The organism is Pantoea sp. DY-15, assembly GCF_019795935.1.
In the GTDB taxonomy this organism is placed as follows: domain Bacteria; phylum Pseudomonadota; class Gammaproteobacteria; order Enterobacterales; family Enterobacteriaceae; genus Pantoea; species Pantoea leporis.
Genome location: NZ_JAIMIF010000007.1, coordinates 228,001 through 242,049 on the forward strand (window position 1 = coordinate 228,001; position 14,049 = coordinate 242,049).

Consider the following 14,049-nt stretch of genomic DNA (forward strand, 5'->3'; position numbering starts at 1 on the left):
CCCTTTTCCGATTTTACGGCTATCAGTCAGGTCGCGGGGAATACTGATATACTATCGTGTAAGCCGGGGGTGTTTTTTTAGTGCCGTGATGACCGATTCATTTACCTGCCCCCACTGAGAGTCAGTCAGTGCACCGGTAAAATATTTCGCCTGCCATCCGTACTCGCTGCCGTCTTTGAGCACCCAATAACATTCCACCCCTGCATCGCCGCCAGCGCCTTCTTTACGTATAAACGTGTCGTATCCGGCAGGAGGATATAAATGCGCCAGCTGACAAACCAGCTCTTCAAAGCCGTTGTCCTGGCTACCATCATGAATACGTATCCGGGTAAAATCAGGGGTGAGCATGGTATTTATCCTGAAAAGTTCTAATTTTTTGCGGCAGCTCTGCCTGAATTCACGAGCGCTTTATGCCCGGATGGGATCCGCATAATGTAAAAGGGGGAAGCTGAAAAAGATCGAGGTATACTGAATTATCTAGAGAATTCAGTAAAGAGTGCAAAGGTTGAACCTGTGTCTTTGCTACTTATTACGTTTTCTGCTTGCGGCATTTGCACGGTCAAGCCAGCTACGATAGCTCAATCCCGTGCCGGGAAGCCCCAGATTGGCATAGGTGCCGCGTTTAAAGAACCTCCCCGTGGCGCAACACTCATATTCGCACCAGAGGAGCTCTGGTTCACTTTGACGCCAGTCAAAATCCTAATCGATTTTCTAAATCTCAGTTCCATTTTACTAAAATAAGGTTACCGCGGTGAAAGATCTCTCTATGCAACTGGCCAAAGGCGAAACCCTGGCCGTTGTTGGGGAAAGCGGCTCAGGAAAAATTACGCTAGCGCGCATGTGAGTGGGACTCGAAACACCCTATTCGGGTGTAATCCACCTAATGGGCGAAGATATGCGCCAGCACAAGCGTAACAGCAAAGCGTTCGCACAGCTGATTCAGTACGTGTTTCAAGATCCGCGGGCTTATCTCTAACCACGTCATATCATCGGTGAAATCCCGGATGCACCACTCGAACATTTGCGCAACTAAACCGCATCAGAAAGACAACGGCGCAAGTTAGAGTTATTGGAAGCGGTACAGATGCCGGCTGATGCACTTCACGGCTACCCGCATGAATTCTCAGGCGGCCAGGCACAGCGAATGGTGATCGCGCGAGCTCTGGCAGCAGAAGCACAAATCCTCGTCCTGGACGAACCGGTCAGCGCACTGGATGTTTAGGTACAGGCGCAGGTTCTGATGTTATTGGAGCAGCTCCAAGGGTGAACAAGCTCCATAAGTTTGATGTCGTACTTTCTTTTACTTGTGAACTCTGAATTGCAAACATTTATGTCTTACGCAAGGCACTTGGACCCTTGATTGCGGTAAGCGCTATCGAACATATTGATGAATAGAGATTTGAATAGCTGCAACAATTAATCGCTACATACGATCATGAACCTGCAAACGATCATGAACGCAGGATTCAGAGCATGGCAGAGCTTGATTTCATGCTGTCGTCGCCAGTGACACCGATAACGTGCTACTGGCATTCATTTGCCATTTCCTACAGCGCCTACTCAAAGAACAAACCATATGTAAAAACATTTATCAGTGTCCAGCGCCTGTCGCGCGCGCCACAGGTAAAGATTCTCAATACAGGCTAATTTTAAGCAATGCGTCGAAAAGACACCGCACAAGTAGAAGACATCATGCGCCAGCATATGCATCACGCAGAGGATGCAATGCTCAAACTAGAAGCTTCACTTGAAGAGCGCTTCATGAATGAGTAAGTAGAGTCATGTCTATGAGTCTAAATAACCTTCTGATTTAATTGTCATAAATAGGTCAATACCGAACATACTTATCATGTTAAATTGCATGTTTGTGAGATTTCTACACCACAGCTCACCCACTAAGCTACTACCAGCTAAGCACAATCATTATTTCTTGCATCTAACAGGTGAGCTGTAATCTGAATCTGCATTAAATATAAGTGTTTGATATCACATATTTGTCAATCAGGCCTGAAATCCTCATATCAAAAGAGCAAGTTAAATAGTACTCTTTTGAGATATTTTTGCAGGGGATCAGTTTCCTGGAACTGGTGTTGTCTCTGATTAAAGATGGAATGTGTGATGTCGAAACGCAACAAGAACAGCCGCTGGTCGGGCTACGATCTCCGTTATATCTATTCTCTGGTCGTCAGACGTTATTTCGTTGAGATGAAAACGAAAACCGAAATCGCCGAAGAACTGGAGATTTCACGCTTCAAGGCTGCGCGTCTGATTGATGAAGCGATTGAGCAAGAGTATGTAAAGTTTCTCTTTCCAAAACAACAGATGCTGGATGAAGAGATCGCCTCTAATCTCTGTGAAAAATACGGACTGGAAAAGGCGGTGGTGCTTTCTGTTTCAGAATCGTGGGAGAGCCAGGAGCAGCTCAATGACAAACTCGGCGGTATCACAGCGAACTACCTCAGCGATAATCTGACTAAAGGGATGAAGGTGGGCATCGCCTGGGGGCGCGTGCTTTCCAGTACGGTCAGCCAGTTAACCAACCTGCCCCCGCTGGACGTAGTGCAATTATCCGGCGTACACCCCGGCATTGAGTTTAGCCAGGGGCCGATTGACCTCATTCATCGTTTATCCGCCATTTCACAAGGCAAAGCTCACCCGATGTATGTCCCGATGTGGGTAGACGATGAAAGCCTGGCTGAGAAACTGGCCAGCGACCCTGCGGTGGTGGATACCCAACAATTCTATTCGCAGCTGGATGTGGTGATCACCGGCATTGGTGCGTGGAAAACCGGATCGTCCAGCCTGTGCGATATCTTCCCCAAGTCCTGGCAAAAACCGCTGTTCGAGGACGATATAGCGGCAGATGTCTGTATCACACTGGTGAATAGCAAAGGTGAGATTTTGGACAGCCCAATGAATCGCCTGGGCTTTGGTATCTCAACGGAACAGCTGCGGAAGACGAAAACCGTGATTGGTGTAGCCGGTGGTGAGCAAAAATATGAAGGTATTGTTGCATCATTGAAATCCGGTCTGCTGGATGTGTTGATCACTGACTTTGATACAGCGGTGAAACTGGTTAACGCTTGATGCTCATACTGGTCTCAGGGGCGCATATGCGCCCTTTCTTTTTGCTCTGCTCATATGAAATTCTCTCCCCCTCATCGGCACACCTCTGAAATAAAACGTGCCATTTCTTCATCTCATTTAAAATCAGTAGGTTACATTTTTCTGCAGTGTACACCATGCACTAATCATGCTCATATGAGCAAAATAATAATTGCTCCATTGATATTTAGTGTGATCGAGATAAAACTTTTGCACGCTGCTCATTTGCAGCAAAAATCGCTGTGCTATAAATGCTCATATGATTTTTTAAATTGCTCATATGAGCAAAAAAATAAATTGAGGAGAAGTTGGTGAGTACAGTAACGATCAATGTTGCGGATGGCGCGGCGTTCCAGAATTACGATGACGTGCTTCAGCACATCCATGAAAAACTCAGCTCTGACGGAATTGTAAAAGCGTCCTATCTGGAAGCCCTGCGTGAACGTGAAGCTCTGTACCCAACCGGGATCCTGCTTGACGGTTATGCTGTGGCTATCCCACATTGTGATGCGAATCATGCCAATAGACCGTCCATTTATATCATCCGCTTACCACAGCCGGTGCTGGTTAATCAGGCAGACGGTGATGACCAGTTACCAGTGAGTCTGGTGATTAATTTAGTGGTGACCGATCCGTCTAATCAGCTGCAGTTGCTGAAAGCCTTATTCAACAATCTACAAAACGAAGCGTTTTACAATAATTTACTTGAGCTTCCTGCTGAAGAAGCAAAATCGTTGTTTATTTCTACCATCCTGCCATAAGCGTACCGGAGCAAAATGATGATTAATATTCTTGTAGCCTGCGGAAGTGGTGTCGCCACTTCAACTCTCGCCGCTGATGAAGTGAAATCGGTGTGTGCTGAATATGGCATCACCTCTTACAAAATCAACAAATGCAGCATGTCAGAACTGCCTTCTGAATTGCAGCATGCCGATGTGGTGCTGACCACCAATAACTACAAAGGCGAAATCGGAAAACCTCATATGAGCGTAGCGGGTTTTATCACCGGAATTAATGAAGGTGCGTTACGTAAAAAACTGGGGGATTTATTAACTGAGCTGGCTAAAAACTAATAATAAAAATACACAGGGGATGACAAGATGGACATGTTAAAACACATAATGCTAACGATAACAAGCATGGGGGCGACCGCCATCCTACCACTTGTCATCTTCATTCTAGGTCTGGTTTTCCGGATGAAAATCGGTGCGGCGATTAAATCCGGTATTATGGTCGGTATCGGTTTTATCGGCCTCGGCTTAGTGGTTAATTTGCTCAGCACCTCTTTGGCTCCGGCGATTGCCTATTACTCGAAAATGGGCAGCGGATTTACCGTAGCTGATATTGGCTGGCCAGCGGTGGGTGCTGCTGCGTGGGTTGCGCCTTTCGCTGCGCTAGTAGTGCCTGTCGGTATTATCCTTAACCTGCTGTTGGTGCGTCTGAAATTAACCAAAACCCTAAACGTGGATATCTGGAATTACATGCACTTCCTGGTGCCTGGCGCACTGGCTTATTTCATCTTTGACAGTTTCTGGATCGGTTTTGGTATTGCCGTGGCCCTGAGTGTGGTTGCCCTGTTTATTGGCGACTTAATTGCACCGCGTTGGCAGAAATATTACGGCCTGGAAGGCACCACCTGTACCACCATGATTCATATCGGCTGGACATTACCATTTGCCTGGCTGGTCAACAAAATCATTGATGTGATTCCCGGTCTCAACAAACTCGATGTTGATTTAGAGAGTGTACAGAAACGCCTCGGCGTATTCGGTGAGCCGGCCATCATTGGTGTGATTGTGGGTTGCCTACTGGGCTTGCTGACCAAACAACCGGTTACCACCATTGTTCCTATGGCAATGGGAGTGGCGGCGGTTATGGTACTGCTGCCTAAAGTAGTGGGCGTATTGATGGAAGGTCTCTCGCCGATTGGCAAGAGTGCTAAAGAGATCATGCAGCGTCAGATGGGTAAAGATGCAGAACTGAACATCGGGATGGACTGTGCACTGGCTTTGGGTGACCCGGCAACCGTCACCGTGACCGTGATTACTATCCCGCTGACCATGCTCTGCGCCTTGATCTTGCCAGGCGTGATGATCTTCCCGATTGGTGTGTTGATGTCAATTATCTACATGAGCACCATGACCGTGATGGCCAGCAACGGCAACGTTATCCGCTCGATTATCTCAACCTTACTGTTCACGATTGTCGTGATGTATTTAGGTGGCTACGTCGCACCTGGCGCCACACAATTCCTGCACGGTGCGGGCGTAGGTTTACAGGGCCAGGGTACTGACTTTGTGTTAACTGGACCTTGGGAAGTATTAACGTATTGGTTGAGCACAGTATTCCATTGATTTAAAAAATGAGGTTTGCTTACCATGGCACAAATATTACCTTCCATATTCGGAGCGAATATCTTACGTCTGCAAGATGAGATCCGTTTCTTAGAAGAGGAAAATACCGAAATACTCCATGTTGATTTAATGGATGGAACCTATGTGAGTAATATTGCATTTGGCCCCAACCAAATATCAGCCATGAAGAAAGCCAGTAAGATGATATTTGATGTGCATATGATGTTGGCTAACCCGGAACGTCATATTGACGATGTCATCAATACCGGTGCCGAAATGATTTCCGTGCATTATGAATCCACACCACATGTGCATTTTATTCTGCAGAAGATTAAACAGGCCGGGCGTAAGGCGGGTGTGGTGATCAACCCAGGTACACCAGAAAGTGTGCTGGAATATTTACTGGATGATATTGATTATATTCTGATTATGACTATTAATCCCGGCCAGCCTGGGCAGGCTTTTATCGAGAAGAGTCTGGAGAAAATCAGAAACACCAGGGAAATGATTGCGGGTCGTAATATTCAGATTGAAGTTGATGGCGGCGTTAATCTGGATATCGCGAAAAAAGTGCAGGAAGCGGGCGCGGATTTAATTGTGGTTGGCGGGGCGTTATTTAATGACAACCCTAAAACAAGCTATCAGGCACTAAAAGCCGCTATGCATTAATTCCATTCCTCTCGTTTAATGGCGCGCTCAACCATGAGCGCTCCAGGCAGTTACACATTTTCGATGCGGGAAGATCCCCTTCTCCATTTGTACGAAAATCAGGAGAACAAGCTCATGAGTCAATTTGAAGGCAAAGTGGCATTAATCACCGGTGGCGCACACGGCATTGGTAAAGGTATCGCGAAACAATTTGCGGAACGCGGTGCGCATACAGTGATAATTGATTACAACGAAGCAAACGGCACTAAAACTGCGCAAGAACTGACTTTTGGCAATGTAAAATCACTATTCGTGAAAACCGATGTTTCTGATCCTCAGGCGCTGGTTGATGCACGCAACAAAGTTTTCGAAACTTTTGGTCGTATTGATATCTTGGTATTAAACGCCGGTGTTGCCTTTGCCAATAAAGTTAAAGATATTAGCTTTGAAGAGTGGAACAAAACCATTTCCATCAACCTCACGGGTCTGTTTACCACGGTCAAAGCGTTTTACGACGACTTCCTGGCCAACCAGGGATCCATTGTCTATATCTCTTCTGGTTCTGCTCTGTCAGGCACCGGCGGCGGCGTCAGCTATCCAGCCAGTAAAGCCGGCGGTGAGGGCTTGATCCGTGGTCTGGCAAAAGAGCTGGGACCAAAAGGCGTGAACGTGAATGCGATTGCTCCACGATTGATCGACACCGGCGAAATGATGCGCGTCAACTACCCCACTCAGGCCGATTTAGATGCGGTGCTGGCAAAGATCCCGATGCGTCGTCTCGGCACCATTGAAGATGTGGCTAATCTGGCGGTGTTCCTGGCGGATAAATCCAACTCGTATATTCAGGGTCAAACCATCCTGATGGACGGCGGTCGTACCATCGCCTGACTGGGAGAGACGAAAATGGGTGTTCAGGAAAGTATCATCAGTATTCTCAGAGAGTTAGAGCAAAATGCGCTGAAGATGGATAACAGCCAGGCGCTGAAGCTGATTGCTCAGATCCGTCAGGCCAGACACATCTTTCTGCAGGGCGCAGGCCGCAGCGGCATTGCCATCCGTGCCTTTGCCAACCGTCTGTTGCACCTGGGTTTCTCGGTGAGCGTGGTGGGTGAGATCTCTTCACCGCATACCAAACCAGGAGATTTGTTGATCATTGGTTCCGGCAGCGGCGAAACCGGCAGCCTGAAAAGTCTGGCGCAAAAAGCCGTGGAAAGTGGCGTCGAGGTGGCGCTGGTGACCATGAATGAAGAGTCCACCATTGGCAAACTCGCCCGATGCGTGCTGGTGCTGCCAGGCATGGTTAAGACGGAAAACGATCGTAAGCTGGGTCAGTTTTCGCAGCCGATGGGCTCGGCCTTTGAGCAGTTGTGCTTCATCACCTATGATGCGTTAGTGCTGGAATTGATGAATCAGTTGGGTGAAACCAGCGAAAACATGTTTAAACGCCACGCTGACTTCGAGTAACGTACACGAGCGCTTCCCCGGAGGCGCTCTCTGCATTTGACCTCCCTTTTGTATGACCTCCCCTCACCTTTTTTTGATGCTATTGTCAGCCCGGCAATAAGGAATATCAACCTTGCGTCTGCGGCAACACTGACGCATAAAAAGGGGCTATTTCATACGAAACAGCCCCCGCAATACATTTCAGTGCTGAGTTAAACCGCCGCTTCGGTATGCTCCCATGCTGCTTTGCGCAGATCGGCGGGTTTCAGGTCACGAGCCGGGATCACCACGCCATCGCAGGTTCCGTGCCGGAAAACCGTGATGTTATCTGCGACGTCCAGCAGTTCTTCTTCTTCGCTGGATACCACGATCACGCAGCAGCCTTTATCCGCCAGCTGATGAATAATGCGGTAAATATCCGCTTTCGCACCAATATCGACCCCTTTAGTGGGTTCATCCAGTAGCACCAGATTGGCATGCTGCGCGATGACACGGGCGAGCAGCACCTTTTGTTGGTTGCCACCCGAGAGGGACTTAATTGGACCATTCAGCGAACCCAGCGTGTTCATCTTACTCAGCAATTCTGCCGCTGCCTGGCGAGCAGCGCGGTGGCTGACGAAAATCCCCGTCCGGAATTTTTTCAGCACGGGCAAGGTGGCATTGGCATAGCTGGTCATCAGCGGAATGAAACCGTCTTTCTTCCGCTCCTCCGTCAGATAAGCAATGCCCTGCTCAATGGCTTTCGCTGGGGAAACCGGATGGTACTCTTTATGAGCCAGCTTGATCGTGCCGCCGGTAACCTTTTCAAGCCCGAACAACGTTTGGCACAAACGAGTGCGGCCTGCACCTGCCAGACCATAAATGCCCAGAATTTCTCCTCGATAGGCTTCGAGGTTAACCCCTTTCAGTCGATCGGTTCGCAGATTGGTGACCGACAGCCAGGGTTTTCCCAACACACCCCGGATAATACTTCGTCTGTTGGATGCCGCCTGATAGGTACCGGCATCGCCGACAATCGCATCAATGATCGCGCTTTTACTGAGCGTTTGTTTGCCCTCGTTGTAAATTACGCGCCCGCCACACATCACGGTGGCTTCATCGCACACACCCAGCACTTCATCCAGTTTATGCGACACTAACACCACGCCGATCTGCTTTTCCTGGGCAATGCGCTGCACAGCAAGCAACAGCGCCTCGGCTTGAGCCCCTTCCAGCGCGGTAGTGGGTTCATCGAGGAACAGGAAACGTGCTTCGCGGTCAAGGTTAGACACCACTTCCAGCATCTGCTTATCAGGGTGTGACAGGTTGTTAACCTTTTCGCTCGCACTGAATGTTAGGTGGTACTCATGCAGCACTTTTTCCGTGTGCGCAATCATGCTGGCATCATCCATAAAACCGTTGCTTTTGCGCCGTTCGCGCCCAAGGAACAGGTTTTGCCAGACGCTCATGCCTGGAATCAGGCGCAGTTCCTGATAAACACAGGCAATACCACTTTTTAGTGCATCACGTGGCGAAGCGAGTTGTACTGGCGCTTCGCCAATCAGCAGCGTGCCGCTGTCGGGTTTGTTAACGCCAGCCAGTATTTTCAGCAATGTCGATTTGCCTGCACCGTTATGACCAAACAGACCATGGATCTCTCCTGGCCTGACGCTGAAGTCCACACCGTGCAACACCTGCACGCCCGAAAAACCAATTTTGATCTGCTCCGCCACATAGTTCATTTAATAGCCCTCTGTTTCCCTCAGTACGCCGAACCGATCACTGAGGCCGCACTCTCTTTGGTGACCAGCAGCGGTGGGTTATTGATCATGGCGGGCACCTGCTCACCATTCAGGCTCTTATTCGCATTTTCTACCAGCAGTTGTGCCAGCTTCACCGGCTCCTGAATGGCACCGGCTTTCATGACGCTGTTATCCTGCACGGCTTTCACGCCCTCTTTATCGACGAAGGCGTAAAGCTTCACTTTGTCACTGACGCCCAGCTGCTGGATAGCGGCCAGCGATCCCAACGCAGCGGGCTCGGTGTCGGAATACACCACATTAATTTCCGGTCGGCCTTGCAGCATTTCGGTCGTCACTTTTAACGAGGTGGTCTCTTCCACTTTCCCGTTGACCAGCGCAACGAATTTGATGTTCTTGTTGCTGGCCACTGCCTCTTTGAAACCGTCATCGCGCGCATTGGCGGCAATGGAGGTCGGTTCACCAACAATGCCTACCGTGGCTGAACCGTGTTCACCGATATCTTTCAGCAGTTGCTGACCAATCAGTTTGCCGCCTTCGCGCTGGTCGGTCTGAACCCCCTGCACCAGCGTGACGTTCTGCTGCTTCATCCCATCGTTATCGGGCAAAATATTGATGGCAAACGCCGGGATTTTGGCTTGATTGAGCTGGCTGATAATCGAGACGCACGGTCCAGAGGAGACGCAGTTGACCGCCACGGCGTCGACCTTCTGTTCGATAAAGTTCTGTACCTGCGACAGTTGCTTGGCGTCGTCATTATCGGCGATAGCGATTTTGACGTTCATGCCCTGCGCGGCAGCATTATCTTCAAAACTCTTTTTCATCGCGACGTAATAGGGGTTAGTCAAATTCGGCAGCGTCACGCCCAGCGTTTTTTTGGCTACGCCCACGGTGCCTTCTGGGGCATCACGATTACAGCCCGCCAGCGTGAGGGACAGCGCGACGACTACCGCACCGGCGGTGAGTGTTGTACGGAGTGGCATTTGTATCTCCTGAAGAGGTGTAGGTCAGGGTTAAGAAGTAGGTGTTGTTGTTTTTCGTGGTTTGCGGACTTTGAGCCACGGGATCACGATTTTTTTCGAGGTGCGCAACGTATCAAAGGTCACGCCAAACAAGATGATCAGACCTATAACCAGTGGCTGCCAGTAAGCACTGACGTTCAATACGTTCATCAGATTTGAGATGGCGGCAATCAGCATCGCGCCGATCATGGCACCGATGATACTGCCGGTGCCGCCAAACAGGCTGACGCCCCCCACCACGGCGCCTGCAATGGAGAAAAACAGTTCATCACCGCGCCCGGCGGTGGGATAGCCCGTCATCAGACGTGAGCCGTAAATCAGACCGCCACAGGCGGCGCAGAGTCCGGAAATGGCATACACCAGTAAGGTAATGCGGGGGATGCTGATGCCCGATAAGTGTGCGGCATCAGCGTTTCCGCCCACCGCATAAATATGTGTACCGGTAATGGTGCGGCGCAGGAAAATCACCGCGATAACAATCGCCAGCAGCAGCGCGATCACCGGGAACGGAATGCCCAGCGGTTTAGATTGTCCAATCAGGCTGTAGCCGATTTGCGTCACGCGAATTGATTCCGCACCGGTGATGATCTGGGGTATGGAGGCCGCTACGCCCATCATGGCAAAGGTCACGATAAATGGCGGAACGCCGGTGCGCTCAATGATCACGCCATTAATTAGTCCGCTGAAGGCGCCGATAGCAAGTACCATCGGCACCGCCAGTTGCCAGGGAATACCAAATTTTTCCATCAGCAGTGCGGCGACCACACAGGTCATCGCCACGATAGAACCACAAGAAAGATCGATACCTCCGGTCAGCAAGACAAACGATTGGCCCAGACAGAGAAAGCCGATCACTGCACCATTAAGCAACAGCACCATCATATTGGAGACGGTGAGGAAGTTAGGCGTGGCGATAAACCCGCCCAGCATAACCAGCATGAATACAACGGCGATACCTGCTTCAGCCGGTACTTTCAGTGGCTGTTTCGGCGGCTTTATTTTGGTGGGGGTGGTCATGGAACTCATTGCAGTTCTCCTGATAATGCCTGGGAATAGGTTACGTAGGCGTCCAGTACATGACGCGCGTCTTGCTGAGGTTCAGCCACGGGTACAAAAGGGACGCTCCAGCGATCGGCCATTTCGGCATTGGTGCATCCCAGCACCGCTGCAGCAGCCTGAATAGCGGCCCCAGCAGACGCGGTTTCGCCTACCGGCGAGATCCAGACGGTTTTGCCGGTAAGATCGGCCAGAATCTGGCAGTAAGCGCGTGACTTCGCACCGCCCCCGGTGACCACGATGCGGCCATCGTCTTTAAAACCCTGTTGTTTAAGGATTAACCCGCCCGCCAGTAATCCGCACAGCACGCCTTCAACCGCGGCACGCGCCATGTCCTCTGGCGTAGTGGTGGTGCGCAGTCCACGCAGGTGTCCGGTGGCATTCGGCAGATTAGGTGTGCGCTCGCCGTCCAGCCAGGGAACCAGTTGCAGTCCGTTGGCACCCGGCGATGAACGCAGGGCAAAATCATCAAATTCATCGGTGGTGACGCGCAGCAGTTTGCGAAACGCATCCGTCACTTTGGCGGCGTTCAGGGTGGTGATCATCGGGACAAACCGATCGGCAGCATCGGCATAGCCGTTGATCATCCCGCTGCTGTCGACTATGCCGGTGGTCGATATGCCGTACAGTGTCCCGCTGGTGCCAATCGAGATACCGGTGTCACCCGCTTTCAGGTTCATACCTAATGCGGCGGACATATTATCGCCGGTGCCGACACCGACAATCGCCCCCGCCAGCCCTGCCAGTTCAGGGATCAGCTTCACCACGCCTGCTGGCTGATGCGAAGGAATAATTGCTGGCCAGAGGGAGACCCAATCAATGCGATCGTTAATCACTGCCGCGAGTTGAGGTTCCCAGCTGTTGGTAAAGGGATTGAAGTAACCGGTACCGGATGCGCCACCGCGCTCGCAGACAAAGCTGCCGCTCAGGCGATAGACCAGATAATCAAAAGGCAGCATTATGCGGTGGCATTGCTCCAGCATCCCTGGATGATGCTGTTGCGTCCAGGCCAGTTTGGAAATCGTCATGGCCGGTCCCGGCACGGAACCGGTGAGACGCGCCCACTCTCCTGGCGCTATTTGGTTGCATAACGTGCGTGCCTGGGGAGCGGACTCGGTGTCATTCCACAGTTTTGCCGGGCGCAACGGACGATCTTGCTTATCCAGCATCACCAGGCCGTGCCCTTGCCCGCCTACTGCTAAACCGGCGATACGCGGCCACCAGGCTTTTAGTTCAGTGAGCGCGCCCACCAACGCCTCCCACCAGGCTTCTGGATCCTGCTCACTGCAGGGTGGAGTGGTCGGTGGATGCAGTGTGCGCGCATGCGCCACCACCTCGCCGTTTTTCAGACTGCGCAGCATGACAGTACAAGACTGGGTAGATGAGTCTATACCGGCAACAAGGTCCCGCTTCATTGAATACCCCTAAGACGTACTTCTTAATGGTTGAGACAACAGCACTGATCGGCGTGATGTAAGTCGGGGGAAATCCCGCCTTAGATTTTGCTCATATGATCAATTTGTTTTGCTCATTTGTTAGGTGTAGAAAATACCCACGGCAAATCAATCGTCAATTGACGATTTTAAGGAACGTTACCGATGTCTCATTTTTGCGACGTTTCTAAAGGTTCTTTAGGTGCGGTGGAGAGTGAAGCGGTGCAGTTTGTGCGAACTGGTATGGTTAGAGCTTGCGCAGGTTTCAAGAAAAAACACGTAGTACTGGATACCTCCTTAAAAAGATCTTCTGAATGTAAGAAAAAAAAATGCGCCAATCGATGCGTTTTTAGCAGTCACTTGCCATAATATTATCTGGAATATGAAGGTAGATTTGACTGAATTGAAAAAACATATTCATATATTTGATTTAGACGCGGAACTATAATTGCAATACGAACTGAGGTGCTTTGATAATCCAGATATCGATGTTGTAAATCACAACCGCCTTCTTTACCCTAATGGGGGTGGAGAAAAGTCTGTTGTGTAGAATGAGGAGCATCATAATTATGTTAAATAAAACATCACATTAACCCTTCACCGCATCAATCCCCCCATTTTCTTCCCCTCCCGATCCTCATGATCACCCTCCATATAACTTCTATCTGTTTATCAATGGATTGTCAGACCCATGCTTGCATGTTTTCCAGTGAACCGACCACCTTGCATCTCCCTTTAAATTAATTATCACTGAGTTGCTTTCATTTGCAGCATCCTTAAGAATTGTGACAAAGGGTTCATCAGATTTTTCTCACAATTACATAGGCTATAAAATAATTTTTTCCAATTTATTATGATGGACTTCAATATACCTCTCTGGCAGAGGCATTATTTTAAAGTTAACAAAGTTCAACGGAGTCATAATTTTCAATGATATGTACATCTTCCACTTTGCACTCAGGATAAATCCACTCCTCCCAGTTGTTTTTCATCCATTCTGTACTAAGTGCTCTGCCTTCTGAAGAAAAGCTGATGTCTGGCAAAGTAACTAATACCAAACCTGCGTTATGACCAGTTGTAATAACTAATGCATGACTGTCAAATAAATCAACAACCATAAAGTCAACCCAAGCTTCATAAGGCCAGGTAGCAGGCAATCTTAAAATCAGGCCTCTTTTAATTGAAGTATATGGATAATCTATTAATTTCATTATTTAACCTTTAAATCATGACCACCAGATTTATCAAT

Annotated in this window: 16 protein-coding genes and 1 pseudogene; 10 read left to right on the top strand and 7 right to left on the bottom strand. The window is 49.6% G+C overall.

Annotation, left to right across the window (positions count from 1 at the left end; all coding sequences use genetic code 11):
* Positions 1-51 precede the first annotated feature (51 nt).
* Positions 52-348, bottom strand: coding sequence for a hypothetical protein (locus tag K5Y32_RS22645; RefSeq protein WP_222185916.1), 297 nt, complete (start codon positions 346-348; stop codon positions 52-54).
* A gap of 230 nt (positions 349-578) precedes the next feature.
* The gene (locus K5Y32_RS22650) at positions 579-728 is read right to left on the bottom strand and encodes a DUF4236 domain-containing protein (protein ID WP_255602799.1); all 150 of its coding nucleotides are present in this window, start codon (positions 726-728) and stop codon (positions 579-581) included.
* 23 nt (positions 729-751) lie between these two features.
* Here K5Y32_RS22650 and K5Y32_RS24985 point away from each other — a divergent pair, with 23 nt between their 5' ends.
* The 10 genes and pseudogenes from K5Y32_RS24985 to hxlB all read left to right on the top strand — a co-directional run bounded on the left by K5Y32_RS24985 (position 752) and on the right by hxlB (position 7,571).
* On the top strand, positions 752-844 hold the full coding sequence (locus K5Y32_RS24985; protein WP_370635132.1) for an ATP-binding cassette domain-containing protein: 93 nt from the start codon (positions 752-754) through the stop codon (positions 842-844).
* Positions 845-1,057: 213 nt separating this feature from the next.
* A pseudogene (locus tag K5Y32_RS24990) lies at positions 1,058-1,222 on the top strand (ATP-binding cassette domain-containing protein); the annotation flags it as partial.
* Positions 1,223-1,473: 251 nt separating this feature from the next.
* Positions 1,474-1,647 (top strand): hypothetical protein, encoded by a 174-nt coding sequence (locus tag K5Y32_RS22660; RefSeq protein ID WP_222185917.1) that lies wholly within the window; start codon positions 1,474-1,476, stop codon positions 1,645-1,647.
* A gap of 471 nt (positions 1,648-2,118) precedes the next feature.
* Entirely contained in the window at positions 2,119-3,087 is a 969-nt protein-coding gene (locus K5Y32_RS22665) for a sugar-binding transcriptional regulator (protein ID WP_222185918.1), read from the top strand.
* Between the two features lie 329 nt (positions 3,088-3,416).
* Positions 3,417-3,866: a PTS galactitol transporter subunit IIA gene (gene gatA, locus K5Y32_RS22670; RefSeq protein ID WP_222185919.1), complete on the top strand. Its 450-nt coding sequence runs from the start codon at positions 3,417-3,419 to the stop codon at positions 3,864-3,866.
* 18 nt (positions 3,867-3,884) lie between these two features.
* A complete protein-coding gene (locus K5Y32_RS22675) occupies positions 3,885-4,178 on the top strand; it encodes a PTS sugar transporter subunit IIB (RefSeq protein ID WP_222185947.1) in 294 nt (97 codons plus the stop codon).
* Between the two features lie 27 nt (positions 4,179-4,205).
* On the top strand, positions 4,206-5,459 hold the full coding sequence (locus tag K5Y32_RS22680) for a PTS transporter subunit IIC (protein ID WP_222185920.1): 1,254 nt from the start codon (positions 4,206-4,208) through the stop codon (positions 5,457-5,459).
* A gap of 24 nt (positions 5,460-5,483) precedes the next feature.
* Complete coding sequence (rpe, locus tag K5Y32_RS22685) at positions 5,484-6,128, top strand: ribulose-phosphate 3-epimerase (RefSeq protein WP_222185921.1); 645 nt, start codon at positions 5,484-5,486, stop codon at positions 6,126-6,128.
* A 114-nt stretch (positions 6,129-6,242) separates the two neighbouring features.
* Positions 6,243-6,995 (top strand): SDR family NAD(P)-dependent oxidoreductase, encoded by a 753-nt coding sequence (locus K5Y32_RS22690; protein WP_222185922.1) that lies wholly within the window; start codon positions 6,243-6,245, stop codon positions 6,993-6,995.
* 15 nt (positions 6,996-7,010) lie between these two features.
* Entirely contained in the window at positions 7,011-7,571 is a 561-nt protein-coding gene (gene hxlB, locus K5Y32_RS22695) for a 6-phospho-3-hexuloisomerase (protein WP_222185923.1), read from the top strand.
* Between the two features lie 191 nt (positions 7,572-7,762).
* On the opposite strand, the gene K5Y32_RS22700 is transcribed toward hxlB, so the two are convergent.
* From K5Y32_RS22700 to imm45, 5 genes are all read right to left on the bottom strand, one after another.
* A complete protein-coding gene (locus K5Y32_RS22700; RefSeq protein ID WP_222185924.1) occupies positions 7,763-9,271 on the bottom strand; it encodes a sugar ABC transporter ATP-binding protein in 1,509 nt (502 codons plus the stop codon).
* 20 nt (positions 9,272-9,291) lie between these two features.
* Positions 9,292-10,272, bottom strand: a complete 981-nt coding sequence (locus tag K5Y32_RS22705; RefSeq protein ID WP_222185925.1) for a substrate-binding domain-containing protein — start codon at positions 10,270-10,272, stop codon at positions 9,292-9,294.
* A gap of 30 nt (positions 10,273-10,302) precedes the next feature.
* Positions 10,303-11,337, bottom strand: a complete 1,035-nt coding sequence (locus K5Y32_RS22710; protein WP_222185926.1) for an ABC transporter permease — start codon at positions 11,335-11,337, stop codon at positions 10,303-10,305.
* Complete coding sequence (gene xylB / locus K5Y32_RS22715; RefSeq protein WP_222185927.1) at positions 11,334-12,782, bottom strand: xylulokinase; 1,449 nt, start codon at positions 12,780-12,782, stop codon at positions 11,334-11,336. The genes K5Y32_RS22710 and xylB overlap by 4 nt, the downstream gene beginning before the upstream one ends.
* Before the next feature lie 917 nt (positions 12,783-13,699).
* Positions 13,700-14,011, bottom strand: a complete 312-nt coding sequence (gene imm45 / locus K5Y32_RS22720; protein ID WP_222185928.1) for an Imm45 family immunity protein — start codon at positions 14,009-14,011, stop codon at positions 13,700-13,702.
* Between the last annotated feature and the right edge of the window lie 38 nt (positions 14,012-14,049).

Excerpts from the sequence above, each read along its gene's own strand:
- K5Y32_RS22645 (WP_222185916.1), bottom strand. The coding sequence starts at position 348 with ATGCTCACCCCTGATTTTACCCGGATACGTATTCATGATGGTAGCCAG.
- K5Y32_RS22650 (WP_255602799.1), bottom strand. The coding sequence starts at position 728 with ATGGAACTGAGATTTAGAAAATCGATTAGGATTTTGACTGGCGTCAAA.
- K5Y32_RS22660 (WP_222185917.1), top strand. The coding sequence starts at position 1,474 with ATGGCAGAGCTTGATTTCATGCTGTCGTCGCCAGTGACACCGATAACG.
- K5Y32_RS22665 (WP_222185918.1), top strand. The coding sequence starts at position 2,119 with ATGTCGAAACGCAACAAGAACAGCCGCTGGTCGGGCTACGATCTCCGT.
- K5Y32_RS22675 (WP_222185947.1), top strand. The coding sequence starts at position 3,885 with ATGATTAATATTCTTGTAGCCTGCGGAAGTGGTGTCGCCACTTCAACT.
- K5Y32_RS22680 (WP_222185920.1), top strand. The coding sequence starts at position 4,206 with ATGGACATGTTAAAACACATAATGCTAACGATAACAAGCATGGGGGCG.
- rpe (WP_222185921.1), top strand. The coding sequence starts at position 5,484 with ATGGCACAAATATTACCTTCCATATTCGGAGCGAATATCTTACGTCTG.
- K5Y32_RS22690 (WP_222185922.1), top strand. The coding sequence starts at position 6,243 with ATGAGTCAATTTGAAGGCAAAGTGGCATTAATCACCGGTGGCGCACAC.
- hxlB (WP_222185923.1), top strand. The coding sequence starts at position 7,011 with ATGGGTGTTCAGGAAAGTATCATCAGTATTCTCAGAGAGTTAGAGCAA.
- K5Y32_RS22700 (WP_222185924.1), bottom strand. The coding sequence starts at position 9,271 with ATGAACTATGTGGCGGAGCAGATCAAAATTGGTTTTTCGGGCGTGCAG.
- K5Y32_RS22705 (WP_222185925.1), bottom strand. The coding sequence starts at position 10,272 with ATGCCACTCCGTACAACACTCACCGCCGGTGCGGTAGTCGTCGCGCTG.
- K5Y32_RS22710 (WP_222185926.1), bottom strand. The coding sequence starts at position 11,337 with ATGAGTTCCATGACCACCCCCACCAAAATAAAGCCGCCGAAACAGCCA.
- xylB (WP_222185927.1), bottom strand. The coding sequence starts at position 12,782 with ATGAAGCGGGACCTTGTTGCCGGTATAGACTCATCTACCCAGTCTTGT.
- imm45 (WP_222185928.1), bottom strand. The coding sequence starts at position 14,011 with ATGAAATTAATAGATTATCCATATACTTCAATTAAAAGAGGCCTGATT.